The organism is Melioribacter sulfuriphilus, from assembly GCF_052656625.1.
The window spans coordinates 1-19,463 of sequence record NZ_JBQXXK010000006.1; the positions used below are offsets into that span (position 1 = coordinate 1).

The 19,463-nt window shown below is 36.3% G+C and carries 20 protein-coding genes and 1 pseudogene; 2 read left to right on the forward strand and 19 right to left on the reverse strand.

The genetic code is table 11. The annotated features are described in order from the left end of the window. Positions 1-438 precede the first annotated feature (438 nt). Positions 439-675, reverse strand: a complete 237-nt coding sequence (locus ACUN8G_RS08670; RefSeq protein WP_437346677.1) for a GIY-YIG nuclease family protein — start codon at positions 673-675, stop codon at positions 439-441. A gap of 165 nt (positions 676-840) precedes the next feature. Between ACUN8G_RS08670 and ACUN8G_RS08675 the strand changes: the two genes are divergently transcribed. After that, positions 841-1,875, forward strand: coding sequence for a tyrosine-type recombinase/integrase (locus ACUN8G_RS08675; RefSeq protein ID WP_437346678.1), 1,035 nt, complete (start codon positions 841-843; stop codon positions 1,873-1,875). Positions 1,876-2,062: 187 nt separating this feature from the next. On the opposite strand, the gene ACUN8G_RS08680 is transcribed toward ACUN8G_RS08675, so the two are convergent. From ACUN8G_RS08680 to ACUN8G_RS08750, 15 genes and pseudogenes are all read right to left on the reverse strand, one after another. Beyond that, entirely contained in the window at positions 2,063-2,830 is a 768-nt protein-coding gene (locus ACUN8G_RS08680) for a cation efflux transmembrane domain-containing protein (protein ID WP_437346679.1), read from the reverse strand. Positions 2,831-2,856: 26 nt separating this feature from the next. Next, positions 2,857-3,753: a cation diffusion facilitator family transporter gene (locus ACUN8G_RS08685; protein WP_437346680.1), complete on the reverse strand. Its 897-nt coding sequence runs from the start codon at positions 3,751-3,753 to the stop codon at positions 2,857-2,859. 19 nt (positions 3,754-3,772) lie between these two features. After that, positions 3,773-3,982: a GDCCVxC domain-containing (seleno)protein gene (locus ACUN8G_RS08690; protein ID WP_437346681.1), complete on the reverse strand. Its 210-nt coding sequence runs from the start codon at positions 3,980-3,982 to the stop codon at positions 3,773-3,775. Then, a pseudogene (locus ACUN8G_RS08695) lies at positions 3,983-4,294 on the reverse strand (YnfA family protein); the annotation flags it as partial. It lies immediately after the preceding gene. A gap of 99 nt (positions 4,295-4,393) precedes the next feature. Next, positions 4,394-5,917 carry a T9SS type A sorting domain-containing protein gene (locus ACUN8G_RS08700; RefSeq protein ID WP_437346682.1) on the reverse strand — a complete coding sequence of 508 codons (1,524 nt, stop codon included), beginning with the start codon at positions 5,915-5,917 and terminating at the stop codon, positions 4,394-4,396. Positions 5,918-6,007: 90 nt separating this feature from the next. Then, positions 6,008-6,403 carry a DUF302 domain-containing protein gene (locus ACUN8G_RS08705; RefSeq protein WP_437346683.1) on the reverse strand — a complete coding sequence of 132 codons (396 nt, stop codon included), beginning with the start codon at positions 6,401-6,403 and terminating at the stop codon, positions 6,008-6,010. 89 nt (positions 6,404-6,492) lie between these two features. Continuing rightward, a complete protein-coding gene (locus ACUN8G_RS08710) occupies positions 6,493-6,969 on the reverse strand; it encodes a hypothetical protein (protein ID WP_437346684.1) in 477 nt (158 codons plus the stop codon). A gap of 97 nt (positions 6,970-7,066) precedes the next feature. Next, positions 7,067-7,636 (reverse strand): hypothetical protein, encoded by a 570-nt coding sequence (locus ACUN8G_RS08715; RefSeq protein ID WP_437346685.1) that lies wholly within the window; start codon positions 7,634-7,636, stop codon positions 7,067-7,069. A 126-nt stretch (positions 7,637-7,762) separates the two neighbouring features. Then, a complete protein-coding gene (locus ACUN8G_RS08720; RefSeq protein ID WP_437346686.1) occupies positions 7,763-8,020 on the reverse strand; it encodes a hypothetical protein in 258 nt (85 codons plus the stop codon). 168 nt (positions 8,021-8,188) lie between these two features. After that, entirely contained in the window at positions 8,189-8,530 is a 342-nt protein-coding gene (locus ACUN8G_RS08725) for a P-II family nitrogen regulator (RefSeq protein WP_437346687.1), read from the reverse strand. A 110-nt stretch (positions 8,531-8,640) separates the two neighbouring features. Further along, the gene (locus ACUN8G_RS08730; RefSeq protein WP_437346688.1) at positions 8,641-11,742 is read right to left on the reverse strand and encodes an efflux RND transporter permease subunit; all 3,102 of its coding nucleotides are present in this window, start codon (positions 11,740-11,742) and stop codon (positions 8,641-8,643) included. Positions 11,743-11,758: 16 nt separating this feature from the next. Further along, positions 11,759-12,739 carry an efflux RND transporter periplasmic adaptor subunit gene (locus ACUN8G_RS08735; protein ID WP_437346689.1) on the reverse strand — a complete coding sequence of 327 codons (981 nt, stop codon included), beginning with the start codon at positions 12,737-12,739 and terminating at the stop codon, positions 11,759-11,761. 12 nt (positions 12,740-12,751) lie between these two features. After that, positions 12,752-13,993 carry a TolC family protein gene (locus ACUN8G_RS08740; RefSeq protein WP_437346690.1) on the reverse strand — a complete coding sequence of 414 codons (1,242 nt, stop codon included), beginning with the start codon at positions 13,991-13,993 and terminating at the stop codon, positions 12,752-12,754. Between the two features lie 119 nt (positions 13,994-14,112). Continuing rightward, positions 14,113-14,397: a hypothetical protein gene (locus ACUN8G_RS08745; RefSeq protein WP_437346691.1), complete on the reverse strand. Its 285-nt coding sequence runs from the start codon at positions 14,395-14,397 to the stop codon at positions 14,113-14,115. Positions 14,398-14,480: 83 nt separating this feature from the next. After that, positions 14,481-14,843, reverse strand: a complete 363-nt coding sequence (locus tag ACUN8G_RS08750) for an ArsR/SmtB family transcription factor (RefSeq protein WP_437346692.1) — start codon at positions 14,841-14,843, stop codon at positions 14,481-14,483. 64 nt (positions 14,844-14,907) lie between these two features. On the opposite strand from ACUN8G_RS08750, the gene ACUN8G_RS08755 reads away from it, so the two are divergent. Continuing rightward, positions 14,908-15,099, forward strand: a complete 192-nt coding sequence (locus ACUN8G_RS08755; protein WP_437346693.1) for a tyrosine-type recombinase/integrase — start codon at positions 14,908-14,910, stop codon at positions 15,097-15,099. A 363-nt stretch (positions 15,100-15,462) separates the two neighbouring features. On the opposite strand, the gene ACUN8G_RS08760 is transcribed toward ACUN8G_RS08755, so the two are convergent. The 3 genes from ACUN8G_RS08760 to ACUN8G_RS08770 form a co-directional block, all read right to left on the reverse strand. Continuing rightward, positions 15,463-17,766: a bifunctional DNA primase/polymerase gene (locus ACUN8G_RS08760; RefSeq protein ID WP_437346694.1), complete on the reverse strand. Its 2,304-nt coding sequence runs from the start codon at positions 17,764-17,766 to the stop codon at positions 15,463-15,465. Positions 17,767-17,854: 88 nt separating this feature from the next. Beyond that, entirely contained in the window at positions 17,855-18,886 is a 1,032-nt protein-coding gene (locus tag ACUN8G_RS08765; RefSeq protein ID WP_437346695.1) for a tyrosine-type recombinase/integrase, read from the reverse strand. Between the two features lie 258 nt (positions 18,887-19,144). Continuing rightward, complete coding sequence (locus ACUN8G_RS08770; protein ID WP_437346696.1) at positions 19,145-19,432, reverse strand: helix-turn-helix domain-containing protein; 288 nt, start codon at positions 19,430-19,432, stop codon at positions 19,145-19,147. Positions 19,433-19,463 lie beyond the last annotated feature (31 nt).

Here is a 19,463-nt window from a genome sequence, read left to right on the forward strand (position 1 = left end):
GCTTGGGTAAACAAATCGATATTATTAATCTTATTGCTGCGCATCTTTTCCTCTTTTTTGTTTATTCTCTTACAACGCTTTTCATTAAAAAGTTTTTAAATTCTGGATAATTTTTCAGAGGTTTCTTATTATTAAAGTAAATTTTCCAACAACCAAATAGATACATGAATAAATCTACTAAAATAGTGTATAAATTCAAATTAAATTTATTTGAGATATTATACAATTATATCCTAAATAAATAATTGAGCAGGCTAAAAGGGTAGCAGTTTCATTACCGAGAACTAGACAGAATATCAACTGAGTTAAAGGCTATGGAATACATCACTAAATCAAAGATGCTCTTAAATCACTGTTGAAAATCGAAAAATGTTGCATAATTACTTATGAGTTACTTAAAAAATTTTTTATGAACTTGAATAATCTGAATACTAATGCTTAAATATATTCGTTACTTTTCCTCTTAATTTCATATTCCCTCTTCATCGCCTCTGACTTTGATGAGTAACTTTCAAAGTATACAAGCTCCCATGGTATGCCGTGTTTTGTCGATCGGCTATTACCAGAATTATGTCGTTCAAGTCTCAGGGTCAAATCTTGTGTGTGTCCAACATAATATCTGTCAGTCGATGAAGAATAAATTATATACGTATACCACTGCATTGTCTTATCCATTTAAAACAAAAAAACCCGCTTAATGCGAGTTTCTTGGCGGGGCCGACGAGACTCGAACTCGCGACCTCCTGCGTGACAGACAGTGGGATTTCTGCAATCCTGCTGTCAATTCCCAGCTTTTCGGCAGTCGGTACATAGTCGGTACATCCTTGAAGGAGTATTATTATGTTTCTTTCAAGAGATACAAAATCACCGTATTACCAAGTTATCTATTTTGTAAATGGTAAGAGAACCAAAATTTCTACAAAGACAACCGACAAAAGGGAAGCGGAAAAATTTCTAAAATCCTTTACTCCTAAACCAAAAGAAAAGAAGGTTGAACCGGAAGAACCAAAAGAGAAAAAAGTTTCTATAAAACTCAGTAGCTTCGTTAAAGAATATAAAACTTATGTAAGCAATACTTATTCAGAAAAGTATCTTAAAAAAGCTGTCAAACCTTCTTTTGCAGCTTTACAAAAACACATAAAAGATATACCGCTTATTCATATATCAACAAGAATCATTGATCAATTTATATCCTCAGCCTCAGCAAGTTCCAAACATTCAGCGTCACTTTACCACCGCACCCTAAAAGCAGCATTTAATAAAGCTGTAGTTTGGAATTATCTTGAAGCTAATCCTTTCGATAAAATTAAAGCTCCCAAAGTTCCGCAATCCTTTCCTGTGTTTATTTCAGAAAGTGAACTAATTCTTATTCTTAACAATACTCAAATGCAGCTAATGAAAGATATTTTTACAACCGCATTTTATACCGGTATGCGTCTCGGTGAATTAGTTAATATGAAATGGAATTGGATTGACTTCACAGAAAATATCATCACTGTTAAAAACTCAAGCGAATTCAATTCCAAAAACAAGCGTGAAAGAATAATCCCCATTCATCAAAAAGTACAAACCATTCTAAAAAACCGTTATCAGTTGGGTAAGTTTGAAGACGCCCTTGTTTTTTCTCGATACGAAGGAATAAAGTTAAATGAAGATTTTGTAAGCAAACAATTTAAGAAAGCAGTAAGAGCAGCAAAACTAAATGATAAAATTCATTTCCATACGATCCGCCATTCTTTCGCTTCTGCTCTTGTTCAACGTGGAATTTCTCTTTATGCTGTTAAAGAATTGCTAGGTCACGGAAATATTAAAACAACTCAAATTTATTCCCATTTGCAGAAGGATAACTTAAGAGAAGCAGTAAATCTGTTATAGTCACATATCGCAATAATATCTACAATGCATATATTCCTATTTCTTACACGACAATTACTTTGAACGGGTTATCTTGTGTTTACTTTAATATGTAATAACTTTATCAGCAGATAGAGCTAAATCGGTAAGTTCTTTGACATTACTATGTTCGGCGCTTTCGATTAACTTAGAATTCTTTTTATGAAAATTATTTGGCGAGTTTCAAAATCCTAAACGAACCCCGTATAACAACACTAAAAACAATTGCTCCGATAATTAAATCGGGTATTTTTGAATTAAGCAAACTCACCAGTATACCGGCAGCAATCACTCCGCCGTTTACAATTATATCGTTCGAAGTGAAAATCATACTTGCCTGAACGTGTGCTTCTTTACTTTTTGTTTTCTGCAGAATTATCAGCGAAGCGACATTACCGATCAATGCAAAGATTGAAACTATTATCATTGTTTGGAAATCGGGCAAGCCCTCAAATCCGATGAATCTCCTCACAACTTCGATAAACCCAATTACAGCTAAGGTAAATTGAAAATAGCCGGCTAACTTTGCTACTAACTTTTTCCTTGAGATCGCTTTACCGACTGCAAGCAGACTCAACCCGTAAACAGCGGCATCGGCAAACATATCGAGTGAATCGGCAACAAGTCCCATCGATTTTGAAATCAATCCGGTTGTCATTTCTATAACAAAAAATGCAAAGTTGATGATCAGAACAGTCCACAAGAGTTTGGTCTGATTCGATTCTTCGGCGAGAATGCTTTTCGACTCGTCGATTGGTTTGCATTCAATTAAAGATGAATCCAAATTCAACTCATCTATACTTTCGGTTATTTTTTCATTATCACCCGAATGAATTACGGATAGAGTTCTGTTAGTAAGATCGAAATCTAATTTTTTGATATTACTCAAACTTTCCAATTTCATTCTTACCATCTGCTCTTCGGCGGAGCAATCCATTTTTGAAATTCGGTAAGTCGATTTCGTTAAATATGATTCTGATTGCAATCTTTATCTCCCGGTTCTTCTATTTGAATTGTTGTATGCACTATATTGAATTTATCTCTGAGAGCTTCGCTTATTTTGTTAATTAGCTCATTGCTGCGACAGTTTTCTTTAGCTACTGCGTGAACAGTAAGAGCGGTTTCAGTAGTACTCATTGCCCAAATATGCAGATCGTGAAAGTTCTCTACTTCCCGTAAAGAATTAAGATAATTTTCAACCTCTTCTTTGTCTATGTCTTTAGGAACGGCATCGAGCGCTAAGCTTGTGGAATCTTTCAGTAAATCCCAGGTGCCCCAAAATATAATCAATGCTATTACAATACTTACTACCGGATCGAGCCAGTACAAATTTGTAAAAGTTAACACAACTCCCACTATTACAACGCCGAGAGAAATTCCGGCGTCGGCGGCCATATGAAGAAACGCACCTTTTATATTTAAGTCCTGCTTTCTACCGGAGAAAAAGAGAAATGCGGTTGCTGCATTGATCACAACACCTATTCCGGCAACTATCATAATTGTGGTTCCTTCAATTTGCTGTGGTTCGGCAAATCTCCCGATTGCTTCCCAAATTATTATTCCGATAGCGACCAAAAGAATCATTGCGTTTAAGAACGCTGCAAGTACGGAAGATTTTTTTAATCCGTAAGTATATTTTTCAGTTGTGGATTTTTTAACCAGATAACTCGCTACCCAAGCAATTACTAATCCCAGAACATCGCTAAGGTTATGCCCGGCATCGGCAATCAAAGCTAATGAGTTTACTATTAAGCCGTATATTACTTCAACAACTATATAAACAATATTCAATGCAATACCGATTGCGAATGCTTTGCCGAAATCTTTTACTTCGTGCGTATGCGAATGATCTTGTGACATCTTACCTTCTTTTATTTTTTCAACAACCTTTATTCTCTTTCTGTTTTGGCGGACAAACAACCGAACCGTATGAACAGAAAACGCAGCAGTCGCCTTTCAAAGGTTTTAATAATTGCTTGCAGTTTTCGCACTCGTAAAAATGCATACAAGCATCTTCCGGCATTATCAGCAGTTCTTCAAATCCGCAATTGGGGCATTTTATAGTTGATTCATAAATTATATTTTTCATTTAAACACTCCTCGGTGCGTACATAATGACAGCTATTCCCACAATACAAATTGCAGCGCCGATCAAATCATAATTATCGGGGGCTTTGCCGTCAATTGTCCAGCCCCATAAAATCGACATTACCACAAACACACCGCCATAAGCCGCGTAAATTCTGCCGAAGTTAAGAGAGGATTGGAGTGTAGGAATAATTCCGTAAAAAACTAAAATTATTCCGCCGATTAACCCAAGCCAGATACTTCCTTCTACACGCAGCCAAAGCCAAACGAGATAACCGCCGCCAATTTCGGCAAGTCCGGCAAGGAAAAATAAAAAATATCGATTTTATTAACAACATAATCTTTCCCGTTATAAATCAAATAAAGGGCTAATTAAAAAACACCTCCCAATTCATGAGAGGTGCTAATAAAATTATTTAGCAAGCGTCATTTTCTTTACAACTTTAGTATTTCCTACTGTTAGGCTATAGAAATAAATACCTGAACTAATATCCTGCCCTTCAAAATTCACTTCATGAGTTCCTGCTTGTAAAATACCATCAGTGAGGGTTGTAAGTTTCTTTCCTAAAACATCGTATATACTTAAATTTACTTCAGATGCACTTTTAAGTGTAAATTCAATGGTTGTAGACGGATTGAATGGATTCGGATAATTTTGCTTTAAAACAAAATCAGATGGAATTTCAGCCCCATCACTTGTTTCAACACCGGTAACTTTGTCGGCTGTTACAATTACATACTGATATAAATCTTCGCTTGAATATGTAATGGTGTTTGACTCCTGATCTACTGAAACATTGCTAATCGATTTCCAATTATTGTCGGCTCCATCCCAATATTTTACTTCAATAGAATTTTCGTCAACTTCATTTCCTTGAATTTGAATATCGTTATAATGGAATTGGAAATTAGATTGACTGCTGAATCCCATATGATTGTTGAAACCATCTCCGCACATATTATTACCGTTTTCACCGAAAGCACCGAATTCATAAGCCATAAAAGCGCCCTGACCTTGTGCGTTAGGAATATTGTTAGGATATAATTCCAACATTTGAGTAAATAAATTATTAGGCATCATACCGCCGCCATGATGTCCGCCGCCTTGATTCCATCCCGGCATTACCGTAAAGTGATCTTCAGCATCATAAGGATTATGAAATCTTCTTTGATCGTTCATATCGTTGGTTATCCAGCCGCCGCCAATTCCATTTCTGAAATTGCTTGAATCAATCCAAACTTGTCCGTTAATTTTATAAACTACGATAATATCAAAATTAACTCCGTCGATTAATCCACCTTCAATAGTGACAGTTTCACCGTTCTCAGGTCTTACAGCGCCTGATTCCGGTTGGTACCACCAAGGACCAAAATTCAAGAAATAGTCAACAGTGGTATCATTATCTACATCCAGATAGTAATGATTCATAAAAAATGTAGTATCAACCAATGCTGTTCCTTCTTTTAAAACATATTCAAGGGTATCGTGCCGTGTTCCAAAAGTATGACCTCCACAGCCTCCATCATGACCACCGCTGCCGTGCCCGTCGAAATTATTCCAATATGAATAATACGGCTCTCTCCAAAACTCACCATTTATTTCGTAAACAACTAAGGTGCTGATTTCTAGGTTAGTAGATTCGTGTAAGCCGCCGGTAACGGTAACTTGTTCACCATCTGTAGGTCTAACTACATTAGAACTGTCCGGTTCGTACCAATATGGTCCGAAATTTAAGTAGTAGTCTTCGGTTCCGTCATTGTTTGTATCTAAGAAATATTGCGAATGCTGAAAATCATTCTGTATAATGACGGTTCCCGATAAAGTTGTTTCTGTTAATGAATCGGGATCGAAATTACCGTGCCCGCCTCCGTGCATCTGTGCTTTGACTGTAATTAGTAATGCTAGTGAAAAGAATAATGTTAATAGATGTTTCATTTTATTTCCTCCCTTTGAGATTTGAAAAATAATTAATGATGTTTTACAGACAACAAATCTGAAATTTCACAAAGTATAGAACAGTTCAATTTATAGACTGTCAATTACGTTTTTCAATTTGCTTTGAATTGTCTCTGCAACCTCACCAAGTTTATCATTATTTACTGCTTGCATTGATGCAATCGGATCTATGACTGCAACAATAGTTTCGTTTTGCTCATTTACATAAACGATTACATTGCAAGGAAGCATTAAGCCGATTTGTTCTTCCGATTGAAGCGCTTTATGAGCAAACGGCGGATTGCAAGCGCCAAGAATTTTATACGGCTTGAAATCTACATCAAGCTTTTTCTTTAGTGTTTCTTTAACATCAATTTCAGTTAGAATGCCGAAACCTTCCTTCTTTAATTCTTCGGTTACTTTTTCAATTGCTTCTTCGTAACCGAGGTTAACTACTTTTGAGAAGCCATAATTTGTTTGTGACATTTTTTGTTACTCCTTTTTGAATTATTTTACATTGTTTCTTAATTATTTACCCAGGGAGAAGCATTTGCTCACTCATATTTATATAAATTTCAGCCCTTACCTAATATTATGTTTATTGGGATAAACACACCAACTTTAAGACCCCAGTCAATTTTATCTGCGGGTGTGAAAAGGAATAAAAATCCGTTTCCACCATTAAATTTGAAATTTGGTCCACCCTGAAGTATAAGTTTTTCATCATCAAACATATACTCCGCAGAAATAACCGCCGAAATCGGTAACGGTTTATTAAAAGGTATAAACCAATATTCATTAAAAGAGTATATACTGTTTGTAAAAGGTGTGTAACCAAGAGAAAAATAGGTACGTTTATCAACTAATGCACCAACTTCCCCGTGGATTCGTACAAATTCTTTTCTTGTACCTTCAAAATCATAAATCACTAATGGATTAACTCTAATTCCGGCAATTACTCTATATTTTTCATTTTCCTGTGCATTAACAATAGACGCAATAAATAATATTATAAATATTGTAAATGCGGTTTTGTTTTTTATCTGTTTCATAATATTTCTTGTATTGGTTAAAGAATTCAAGTATTATTTTATAAACCCTCCCGCTGATTTATTCAGCGGGAGATTCCTCAATTAATTATTGATCATATTACCAGCAGCAACGGTCTCTCATTCCGTGATCCCGATGAGCGCAGCCCCATCCATAATCCATATATCCGTGGTCTCTCGTTCCATAATCCATATAACCGTTGTAATTCCAGCCCCAGATATCACACCAATTATCATAAACTGAGTTGTTATAATAGGGTAATTGAGTTTTGCCGAATATATTTCTTATTTTATTTGCGGCTTCCGTCTTTAAGCTGTAGATATTATCTTCAATATTTCTCAACTCGGTTTGATATTCTCTTATACGTTGTCTGCTGATTTCATCCTGCTGCCGGTAATTAAAGTATTCATCTCTAACCGAATTATATTTTTCAATTTCCGGTTGTATTAATGCATCATATTCAGCTTTTATTTTATCTACCCGGCTTATTTGGTCATCATTAAGCCGATACTGTTCCGGAACATTGGTATTCAGGTAAGAAGAATCATAAGTATGATTCGTAGAGTTATTTTCCTTTGGATGCTCTTGCGCAAATAATGTTAAAGATACAAGCAGAACTGCAAAAACAATTGCAATTCCGGCAAACCATTTTTTATTTAAAGGTAACATTGTATTACTCCTTGTAACTTTTTATAAATTATAAATATTATTATTATATGCTTTATTATATACTTTTAAGATATAAGGGATAATTTGAAAAGAGAGAATGCCTGTGCATCCCGAGAAGGAGTAATATCAAATCAGAAAAGTGCTGTTGAAAAGATATATTTTGTTGGTTTTTTGCGGAATGTAGAAATGTTTAATATCTAATTGATTATATGAATTACGTTGTATGTTTATCCCGTCAATAGAAGCGGGGAAAAATGATTTCCCGACTTTCAGTTTGGATAAATCACTTAGCGCAGTTTTACCGGTTTCAGTTTTTATTACTTTTACCAGTTCACAATAATCTTGTGAAGCCGGAATTTCATCTGCAATAGTGAACTGTCCCATTTCAGAATAGACGAACCAAAATAATAATGGCGCTAAAACTAAAACAGTTACCGATAACGCACGATATTTTAATAAATATTTAATCATTTCTATAGAGTAAGATGCAACAAATCAATAAAAGATTCATGATTATTCTATTCCATTTTTATTCCTATTTAAGCGTCCATATCAGATTGCTTCTTCTCCTCTTTCATTCGTACGAATCTTGATAGTGTTGCTCACCTCAACTACAAATATTTTCCCGTCGCCGGGGTTGCCTGTATGGGCAATTCGTTGAATAGTATCCACAACTTTATCGACAATATCATTATGAACAACTAATTCCAGTTTCACTTTTTCAACATAATCGTGTAATCCTTCTCTTATTGCATCCTCGGAATCCTTAGCTTTTGATTTTCCGAAACCTTTGATCTCAGAAATTGTAATTCCGGGCAGTCCTTCAATTTTATGCAAAGCTGTAATTACATCATCTAATTTGAACGGTCTTATTATTGCTTTTATTTCTTTCATTTTTATTCTCCCATTATTCTATCTTACTTCTTACTTAGAGCAACCTCGAAGGAATTACCTTCGAGGTTTATTATATATTTAGTATTCGTGCTAATTAGTGAAATTAGTGTCTACATTTCACCTGTCCTTACTTTAACCGGGAACCACTTATACAATGCCGGTAAAACAATCAACGTAAGTATAGTAGAAGTAAACAACCCGCCGATAACAACCGTAGCAAGCGGTCTTTGAACTTCACTTCCGGTGCCGGTTGCAATAAGCAAGGGCATTAAACCCAGCATTGTTGTAAGAGCCGTCATCAATACCGGGCGTAGTCTAAGTTTCGCACCTTCAATCGATGCTTCATCAATTGGTATTCCTTCGCGCAGCAATTGATTCAGATATGTAACGAGTACCATTCCGTTCTGCAGAGCAATACCAAATAACGCAATAAATCCGACTGAAGCTGGCACTGAAAGGTTTTGATCGGTTAACCAAAGCGCGATGATTCCGCCAACAAGAGCAAGCGGGATATTTATAAATATCAGCAAGGTATTCTTCATTGAATTGAAGCTGGAATAGAGCAAGAAGAATACAATCAATAAAGTAATCGGGATGACAATTGCAAAACGTTTGTTCGCTTCCTGCTGCAGTTTATACTGCCCGCCCCAGGTTGTGTAATAACCAACCGGTAAAGAAACTTCCTCCTCTATTTCTTTCTGAGCTTCTTCAACAAAACCCCCGATATCTCTACCGACAACATTACATTGAATTGTAATAAAACGTTGATTCTGCTCTCGTGTGATTTGTCGTGGTCCTTCTATTTCTTCAATATCAGCAACCTGGCTTAACGGAACTTCCATTCCCGTCGGCGTGCTTATCAGCAGTTCACTGATAACCGCTTTGTTATTCCTGTATTCCGGCGCTAAGCGGACAAAAATATCAAACCGTCTAATACCTTCGAAAATTTGTCCTGAAGTTTCTCCGCCGATTGCAGTTTTTATAACCTGTTGAACATCCGCAAGATTTAATCCGTAACGTGCGATTGCATGGCGGTCGACAGTAATTTTAAGCTGCGGTTTACCGGTTACCTGGTCTATCTGTAAATCTTCTGCGCCTCTGATTGTTCTTAAAACCCCTGCTATTTTTTCGGCATTACTTTTTAGCAAATTTAAATCTTCCCCGAAAAGTTTAACTGCAAGCTCGGCCTTAACACCTTCTAGAAGTTCATCAACCGACATTTGAATAGGTTGTGTGAAGTTAACAAGTATGCCTGGAAAACCTTCAATCTTTTCACGTATGTCTGATTCCAGTTTTTCAAGTGTTATACCGCTTCGCCACATACTCTCATCCTTAAACACAATGAATGACTCGGCGCTGTTAATCGGATCTGTATGTGCTCCTACCTCGCCTCGCCCAATTCTTGTAATCGTCTCGTCAACTTCTGGAATCTCTTTTATTCTTTTTTCAATAAGCATTGTTGTTTTTTTGCTTTCATTAAGGGATATGGACGGAGCCATAGTAATTTTTACTATCAGAGTACCTTCTTGAAGTTGAGGAGTAAATTCCGATCCCAGCCTTGGGTAAAGAAATATTCCTGCAATAATAATTATTACTCCCAGAACTACCGCCGCAATCCGGTTCTTTACAAAAAACTTAATAACGGGATTATAAATTTTTAGCAGCAGCCGGATTATTAAATTCTCCTTCTGTTTATCACCATTAGTTTTTTTCCTCTTCTTTTTTAATAGGAATGAAGAATACACCGGGGCTAAAAGCATTGCAAAGATCAACGAACCAAGCATAGCGAGAGCAATTGTATAAGCGAGCGGTCTGAACGTTTTACCTTCAACTCCCTGTAAAGTAAACAAAGGAATGAAAACAGTAATAATAATTATTATAGAAAAGATAATGGGACGCAGAACTTCTTTACTTGCTTTAGCAACAATATGAATAAAATTTTCATCCGGTGATGATTCCCGTTTCAGCCTGTCCACATTTTCAACAAGTACAATACTCCCGTCCACCATCATTCCGATGGCGATTGCGAGCCCGCCGAAGGACATTAAGTTGATAGAAATACCGAAATACTCCATTCCGATAAATGCGAATAAAACTGAAAATGGAATTGAAACTGCAACAACAATACTCGGTCTTATCGATCCCATAAACAAAATCAATACAATTGCAACAAGTGCGATTCCTTGTAATAGAGCATTGGTGACGGTATTTACGGCAGCTTCAACAAGTGATTTTTGCTCGTAATAAGGAACGATCTCTATTCCTTCGGGAAGAGTTTTGTTTATCTCTTCCATCTTTTTTTCAACATCGCTGATTACAGTTGATGAGTTTGTTCCAAAAAGTTTAATTACCTGACCGGATATCACTTCCTCAATTCCGTTTCTTGTTTGAAGTCCTCTCCTTACCGCCCCGCCGATTTCAATATTCGCAACTTGGTCCAAATAAATAGGCGTACCGTCTTCGGATTTTATTGCGATGTTTTCCAGATCTTCAATTTTTGTTGCGAGCCCAACCGAACGGACTAAAAATTCTTCGGCATCTTTTTCAATAAATGATGCGCCTACGTTCAGATTGTTTTTCTTAATTATATCCACCAGATCATTCACCGCAATATTGTATCGTAGCAATGCATTGGGATCTACAACTACGTGAAATTGTTTTTCCCATCCGCCGATACCGAGTACTTCGGTAACGCCGGGAACGGTTTGAAGCTGGTACTTAATAATCCAATCCTGGATGGTTCTAAGTTCGGTAAGGGAATATTTACCGGTTGTATCGTCGAGATAATAAAAAAGAACCAAACCCATTCCGGTTGAGATAGGTCCCATTTGCGGGTCGCCGAATCCTTCCGGTATTTGCTCGCGAGCTTCCTGCAGTCTTTCGTTTACAACTTGTCTTGCAAAATAAATATCCGTCCCATCCTCGAAGTAAATATTAACTACGGATAAACCGAAGTTTGAAACGGAACGAATGTTTTCCAAATTCGGCAGCCCGTTCATTGATGTTTCGATAGGAAAAGTTACATACTTTTCAACTTCCTCGGGCGCAAGTCCTTCGGTAACTGTAAAGACCTGAACAAGCGAAGGAGATACATCCGGGAATGCATCAATCGGTAAATTTTTATAGCTAAAATAACCGCCCGCAAAAACAACTATCGCTAGAACAGAGATCAGCAGCCGGTTTTTTAACGCAAAATCTATTATTCTATTCATTTAAGTCCTCCTAAAATTAATGATCGTCATCGCCGCCGAACGATTCTTTCAACAATTCCGATTTAATTACAAAAGCTCCTTCGGCAATGTAAGTTTGCCCGGCATTCAAACCGGTTAACACTTCGGCGTAATTTGTATTCGTTTTTCCAATAGTTACCGGCTGCGGTCTAAAACTTTCACCATCTTTTACGAACACGACTTTCTGTCCTTCGAAGTTTTGAATTGCGTTGAGAGTTACGGCTTGATCTACTTCAACAAAATCGGTAAGTACTTTCCCCGTTATAAACATACCGGGTTTCCAGTAACCGGACGAATTATTCAAACGTACTCTTGCCGTTGCCGTGCGGGTGTGTTCATCTACGGTAGGACTTATATAGAATATTTTTCCATTTACAGCATTTTCAATATCGTTAAAATAAATTTGAGCGCTCTGCCCTAATTTAATATCATCAATATCTTTTTGATATACGGTCAATTCAGCCCAAACAGAACTTAGATCAGCAACGGTAACAATATGTTTGTCGTCTCTGATCAATTCTCCGGGTGTCATATGAAGATCGAGAACAACTCCGTCGATTGAAGATTTAACTTCGTATGTAACAAGACTTTCGTTACTTTCTATAACTGCAATCACTTCATCTTTTTTAACTCTATCACCAATTTCTTTATAAACGCTTTTCACTACACCGGCAAACCTCGGAACAATGTGAGCAAGTTTATTCGGGTCGGGTACAATTTCGCCGGTTAAATCGGTATGCATCTGTAATTTTTTTGAACCGACTTTATCAAGTTTAATTCCGAGTTCGTTAATTTCGGTATCGGAAAGAGCTACAAGTTCTTCTTCGGTATGTTCTTCTCCTGCTTCTTCGGTATGCCCGGCTTCTTCCAAATGAACATCTTCACTACTTTTACCAAAAAATGTCACCGCCGCAAGGGTTAGAACTACTCCAACAGCTATACCAATAATTAAGAATATATATTTATTTTTCTTTTCCATTTCGTTAATCCCTTAATTTATTTCCTTTGCAATTAGTCCTTCAATTTCGATTTGAGTTGAATGAATTTGCCCGATAATATTCAGATACTGATTCTGAAGCTCAAACAATGTTCTTTCGGCATCCAGCACGTCAATAATGGCAAATCTTCCTACAAGATTTCCTTCTTTAATTATTTGGAAAGCGTCTTCCGCTTCCGGGATTGACTCGCTTTTTAACTGAGCAGCGGTCTCTATTAATGTGTTCAACCTTTTATAAAGAACATTTAACTGCAGAGTTAATCTGTTTTTAACAGAAAAGTATTCTCTTTGCTTTTGATCTACGCGAATTTTTGCTTCCTGAATTGCGCCTTGATTTCTATCAAAGATAAGAAGCGGTATCGATGCTCCGACCAAAAATGTGTTGGCTTTTGCGTCATTTAATCTTTTGAATCCAACGCTTATTGTTAAATCGGGGACTGCCTTCGATTCTTCGAGATTTACAATTGCGGTTTGTTTGTCATACTCACTTTCATATCTCTTGAGTTTCGGGTTATTCGTCAACTGGTTTAAGAGTGAGTCGTAACTCGGAACATCAACTGGGTATTCAAGTTCGCCAATGAGTTCGTCTATAGTTAAATCCGGCTGATAAATCAGCGAGAGCAGCTCCGATTTGTAATTTTCATATTCCGATTTCAAACGGTTCAAGTCAATCCGTAGAGAGTTTAGAATTATCTTAGCCCTGGATACCTCAGCCGGAGAAATTTTCCCGTCATCAACCCGTTTCTGCAGATTTACAACAAACTCTTTCGATACTTTTATAAGTTCTTCGTTTTTTTCAATCAGAAGCTGTACGGCTAAAGCTTGTTGAAAAGCTTTTCTTATATCCGTAATAATTTCTATTCTCTTTGTTTCATAATCCCATTCAGCCAGCGAGATGTTCGTTTCGGCAACTTTAACCCGTTTACTTATTTTACCGGCAAGTAAAATATCCTGGCTCAAGACCGCTGTTATTTCACTGTTGTCGAAACCGTTGAAGTCTTTACTTCCTAATATATTTTCGGCTTCAACTTCAAACTCGGGATTAGGCATTAAACCGCTCTGGATCTTTGCTGCTCCAAGCGCATCGATTTCATAATGTAAAGTTTTTAGTTCGGGATTATTCTGAACCGCTAATGAAACTGCTTTTTCAATAGTTAATTTACCGCTTGTTTGTCCGTTTGTAGATAAAGACAGAAGACTAAACAGTACGAATACTATACACATTACTCTGTGCATAAAAACTCCTTTAGTTTTTACTCTAATAATTTTTTAGAATGTTTTTAGGTTAAATAAAGCTTATGGTTGGTATCAAATGATGAGGGATACGGTAGTGTAATTCTCTAAGGGTTGATCTATTAATTGATAAAAATTATTTGAATAGAATCTGTCTTTTTATAAGTTTCTATTGGAATAAAAGTAAATGTAGCAATGCAAACCGTTAATACAAATTTACTTTTGGGGAGGAACTGCTCTTCTTCAAAACAATTTTCTTCTAAAGATACATCTTCGCAAGATTGTTGTTTTATTTCTACACCATCGGTCTGATCAAAATAATTTACGTTATTACATTCGGTACAGTCATCTACTTTTTCTATTGCTATATGACCATCACTGCCTGTGCATAAAACATACTCGGACATCAAGTCGTGAGCGAATGTTAGATGACTGATGAATATCAGTAGTAAAAGTATGTGGGTTGATTTATTTATAAAATTGTAATTCATTACTCTTCAGTATGTTCTTTAATTTTTTCAATCGCATCATTGATATGTTTATCGTCAATGGAATAAAAAACCATTTTACCATCTTTTCTATATTTAACTAATCTCGCATTTCTTAATAATCTTAATTGATGCGAAACAGTTGAAACATTTGAGTCCACCGCCGCTGCAAGATCGCAAACACAAAGTTCGCTGTTAATAAGTGATAGAACAATTTTCAAACGAGTTGGTTCCCCAAGTAATTTGAAAATTTCCGCCATCTCGAGAACTTGATCAGTATCGGCAATTTTCTTTTGGGCTTGCGCGACTTTCTTTTCATCAACAATTTCAACTTCGCAAACCGGCGCAATCTTTTCTTTTTTCATTCCCTAATGTAATTATATTTGCACATATGTGCAAATGTTATAGCTAAAGCAATAAGGTTTTCTTTTGAGAAGAATTTTTAATCCTCTGCGGTACATTTTTCGTCATTCCTTTTCTTACGCATTAGTTCAACGCGGTATTTCACGTTATGCAGTAAAAGAATTACTAGGTCACGGAAACATAAAAACAACTCAAACGTGTCCGCCTTTGGCGGATTTATTATCATCTTCAAAAAGAAAACCTATTGGAAGCGGTTAATTTATTATTAAAATATACGCCTTAAGCGTACTCTTTTTACTTTAAGAGTACGCTTCAACATTTACCCTTGAATGTTCCGTTTTCTTTTCCAAAACGTTACTTGAGCCGTTATTTTTTATCCCTTTCCTATTAGGATTCTTACCCATACGGTAGAGGTATAGCGGACAATCTGTAATAATACATTCTCGAACTTCTTTTTTAGAACCGCCCGAGCAATCAAAACAATGTTTCTTTATGGCTTTCACTGGTGTTAAGTGCATTTTTGTATTCCTTATATTTTTGATCATAAACTCTTGGCCGCATTATCCTGACAAAATTTTACCCGATAAATTCAATGCATAATTTCCGTCCAAACTGTCCAATCTATGCAGCTTCCTTTTCTTCTTTCTTATAAAACCTAATATTCCTTTTCCCACCCGATTTACTTTCCTGTACCTCATAGTTTTTAACTTTCCCCCAAACCTTTAACCACCGCGTAAACTTGCTATGAGTGAGTTTGTCGAAATCTTCATACTCTTTCTTGAAGCTTTCATATAATTCTTTCTTCTCATACTCTTTACCGATTCCAATTATTTCTTCCGCAAACTCAACGAATTCTTGACACGTTTCATCAATCATTTTTTTCTTATCAAGATTTATAAATTCATAAGTGACCAGTCCCTTCTTAAGGTACAGCTGCAGACAGCCGATCATAAAATTATCAAAGTCGCTCCATTCATCATCAGTCCAGCTTCCAAAGAAAGGCTTCCCGAAATCGTGCACGGGTCTATGTGTCTTATTGTAGTAATCTGAAAACTCAATAATAAACTGCCGGTCCATTGTTGAATCATCAACTCCGGAAATCGAAAAGTTTGTTGATATAACTACTTTCGGCGATTCACTATAACCAATATGAATTTCATCTTTGTTTTTTCTCTCAATCGTAATCCCATCCGTAATAATCGAGAACAATCTTTCAAACGGAAATTTCTCTCTAATATCTTCAAATCCAATAATGTTTGTATCTGCCTTTACTCTCTGGAAAGCAAAATTCTTTGAAGGATTAAAATTTCTTCCGTCTTCAACTACTACATTTCTCACTTTAGAAATTGACTTAATAACCAAACCTTTCCCGCTTCTGCCGAATGCGCCGTTGCTCAACTTTTCATCTATAAAAACAATGGATTTTGTTATTGAAGGATCTTTATAGGTGTGCAGTAAATAACCAATTGCGCTTTTTAATGCCTCGTATCTTTTAACTTCGCTACGGCAAACATTAAACAGAAAATCCTCAAATACACTTCGCCTACTGCTTTCAACAAAGTTTCGATCTATAATCTGCTTCTTCCAGATGTGTTTGTTAAGTTCCTTATAGCTGTGAAAATCAATCTTACTTACGCTTACTTCAACAAAACCATTCTTGAAATAAAAGTAACCTTTATCAAAAGTGTCCTTATTAAATTCAATATTCTTTGTGATCAAAAATTCAAGAAACTGTTGTGTGAAGAGCTGATTAGCAGATTTTATCAAAGCATCAATTATCTCGTTCCGGCTTGTTCCTTCAAATTCTTCCGTAGCCATCCGTTCCAGATAATTCATAACAAATTCTTTTACATCAATGCTGTCGATTTCTTCAACTATGTTGTTTTCAACTCTTACAAATAGATGATTAGACTCTATCTTATATTTACAGAAACCTTCACTTTCCAGAAATTTCTTAAATCGAATCCGTGAGATTTTTATCTTTTCATTTTCACGAACCCAAAATTTTATTACCGGCTTTTTCCAGCCGTATATTTCAGCAATATGATAAATGGTTCCTAATGTAACCCTGCCATCATAGTCTTTAACAAGCGACTCAAATTTCTTCTTCAACTCAAGTTCGGTGTCATTATAGCTTGGGTTTTTAAGACTCATTTCAATAAAATACTTTTCGCCCTGTGCACCCAATGGTACTAAAGCAAAGCCTATTTTATACCATTCCTCATAACTTCCATCCGGTAAATTTTGTGAAAGATAATCAAGTGCATTTTCCAATCTTGCCTTGTCATAGTAGACACTTTCAGCTTTTCTACCATCTTTAGTTTTTTTCACTTTGCTCTCTGCGCTTTGCGCCTCTATCACACAAAACTTTTCTAGGCACTCAATCACTTTATCTAATTCAACAAAGGAGGGAGGCTCTTCTGGGTTATCAAAGTAGAAATTATAAATACCACCACTTTCGTGCATAGAAGGAGGTAAAGCTGTTTGACAGTCTTTCCACCGTAATTCAAGATGTTTGCAGTAACTATCTTTCTTTAACTTAAATTTATAAACTGCTTTATCGCCACCTAACTTATCAAGACGTTCAGCATTTTCTTTAACCCTTATATAAATATGAAATCCTTCACCGCTCCCGCTCTGCACAACCCAACAATATTTTTCCGGTAATCCCAATTCTTGTAAAATCAATTCATTAATCTCAAAATCCTCAACAGCATCTAAGTCAAGGCACCGCCAATCATTAATGCCTTGTATTCCGCCAAGACCGGTAGAACCGCTCCAATTCATCTTTTCAATATCATCTTCGGTTTGTATCGTATTTTGCCATCTGTCCCATTCAATCATTGGTCTTTTACCTTTCAGAGGCAGTATATTTATTCCCATTCTACTTTTATAATTTTTAGCTAATTTTTTATATGTACTCATAATATTACTCCGTTAAATATTTTCTAAAAACTCCCTCTCCCTTTGGGAGAGGGTCGGGGTGAGGGCTTCCCCTCATCAATCGAACATCTTAAATTCTATTAACCGCATCCCTTAATTCATCCAAGTCAATTCCGGCATAATATCTAGTTGTTACATTTACAGTTGAATGACCAAGAAGCTTTGAAACAGTAAATATTGGTACCTTATTACTTGCCCATCGTGTTGCTGCTGTTGCGCGTAAACAATGCCAGTGAAGTTCATCCGGCAGCCCTGCTTCTTTTATAACTTTCTTTAATGATTTTGAAACGGTATCCTTTTTGTATTGCTTTCCGTTACTCTGCACAAAAACAAACTCTCTCAGAATTTTACTCTTCTCAAGTTGCCTATTTGAATTCCGTAATAAGATTCTCTCCATTCTTTCATTAAAGGGAATCCTTCTTACTTTTTTAGATTTTGTTTTGAACAGTTTATTCCCGATGGTTATTACTTTATTCCTAAAGTCAACATCGCTCCATCTCAAATTATTTTCTTCATCTAATCTCAATCCTGTTTCCACTGCAAAGAGAACCATATCGGCAATAACATCTTTGCCTTTTTTTGTAAGTCTTTCACAGACTATCTTTATCTGTTCCTCGGTGAATACAACCGGTTCATCTTTTTGTCTTTTGGGTAGTTTTACTTTTAGGAAGGGATTTGAAGCAATATAATTCCAATCTACAAACACATTGAATAGTGTTCTATATATTTTTAGGTAATTATAACAACCGAGAGGCGCGGACTTGGAAATCTTCATCATTAAATTTTCAGCATCTTTTCGCTCAATTGTATTTAATGCTCTGTTTCCCGGAATGAATTCTAAAAATCTTCTCTCAGCAGTCTTGGCAGTTGCAACAGATTTTTTTGAAAGATTAAACTCAATAAGATGATTGTACTCACTAAAACCCTGTTCAACAGTTATCGTTTCTTTAACAGTTTGCTGCTGATTTCCTATACCGAGCAATCCTGCAAGCAGCTTTATCTTTTCCATATCCTCAGCAGAAAAGTGTTTGAACAATTGCATAGGATCTGTATTACTTCCGGTATTATGCATCTCACTATTTATGTTATTTAATCCTTCCATTTGCTTTCCAAATGTCGCGGCGAAGTTCCTTCCTTGAACGTAGCCGGACTTTCCTTTTTCTTTATAACTTTTTAATCTCTATCCGCCGTCCTGTCCTCCGAAGCTGTGGCGTAGGGGGAAGCTTTAGCGTAGGCGGGCTTCCAAAGAATATTTATTTACAACAGTTTTCTTTCCAATCATCCAATCACTCAATCAACCAATCTTCGTATTTCCGGTTGCTGAGTAAATCACGATTTTTGTGATTGTATCGAAGCAGACTTACGGCGGCTCATCTTCTTCTTCATTGTTTTTATTCTGACTTCTGTCTCCTGACTCCTGACTTCTGTTTTCGAATATCCACTCATCCAATTCCGCCTTACTAAAAAACAACATCTTGCCCGTAGGTCGATGACACGGGATTTTTTTTCGTGAAGTGAGTTTGTATAAATATGAGTGTGAAAAGCCGAGATAATCGGCAGCTTGATTGAAGTTGAGCGGTTTGTCGTTTTTCTTTCGTAGGAGTGCTTTGATTTCTTCCAACTGATTTGCAATTGCATCTTTTTTCATCTTCTTTTCTTCTCCTTTTTTTAACTCCAAT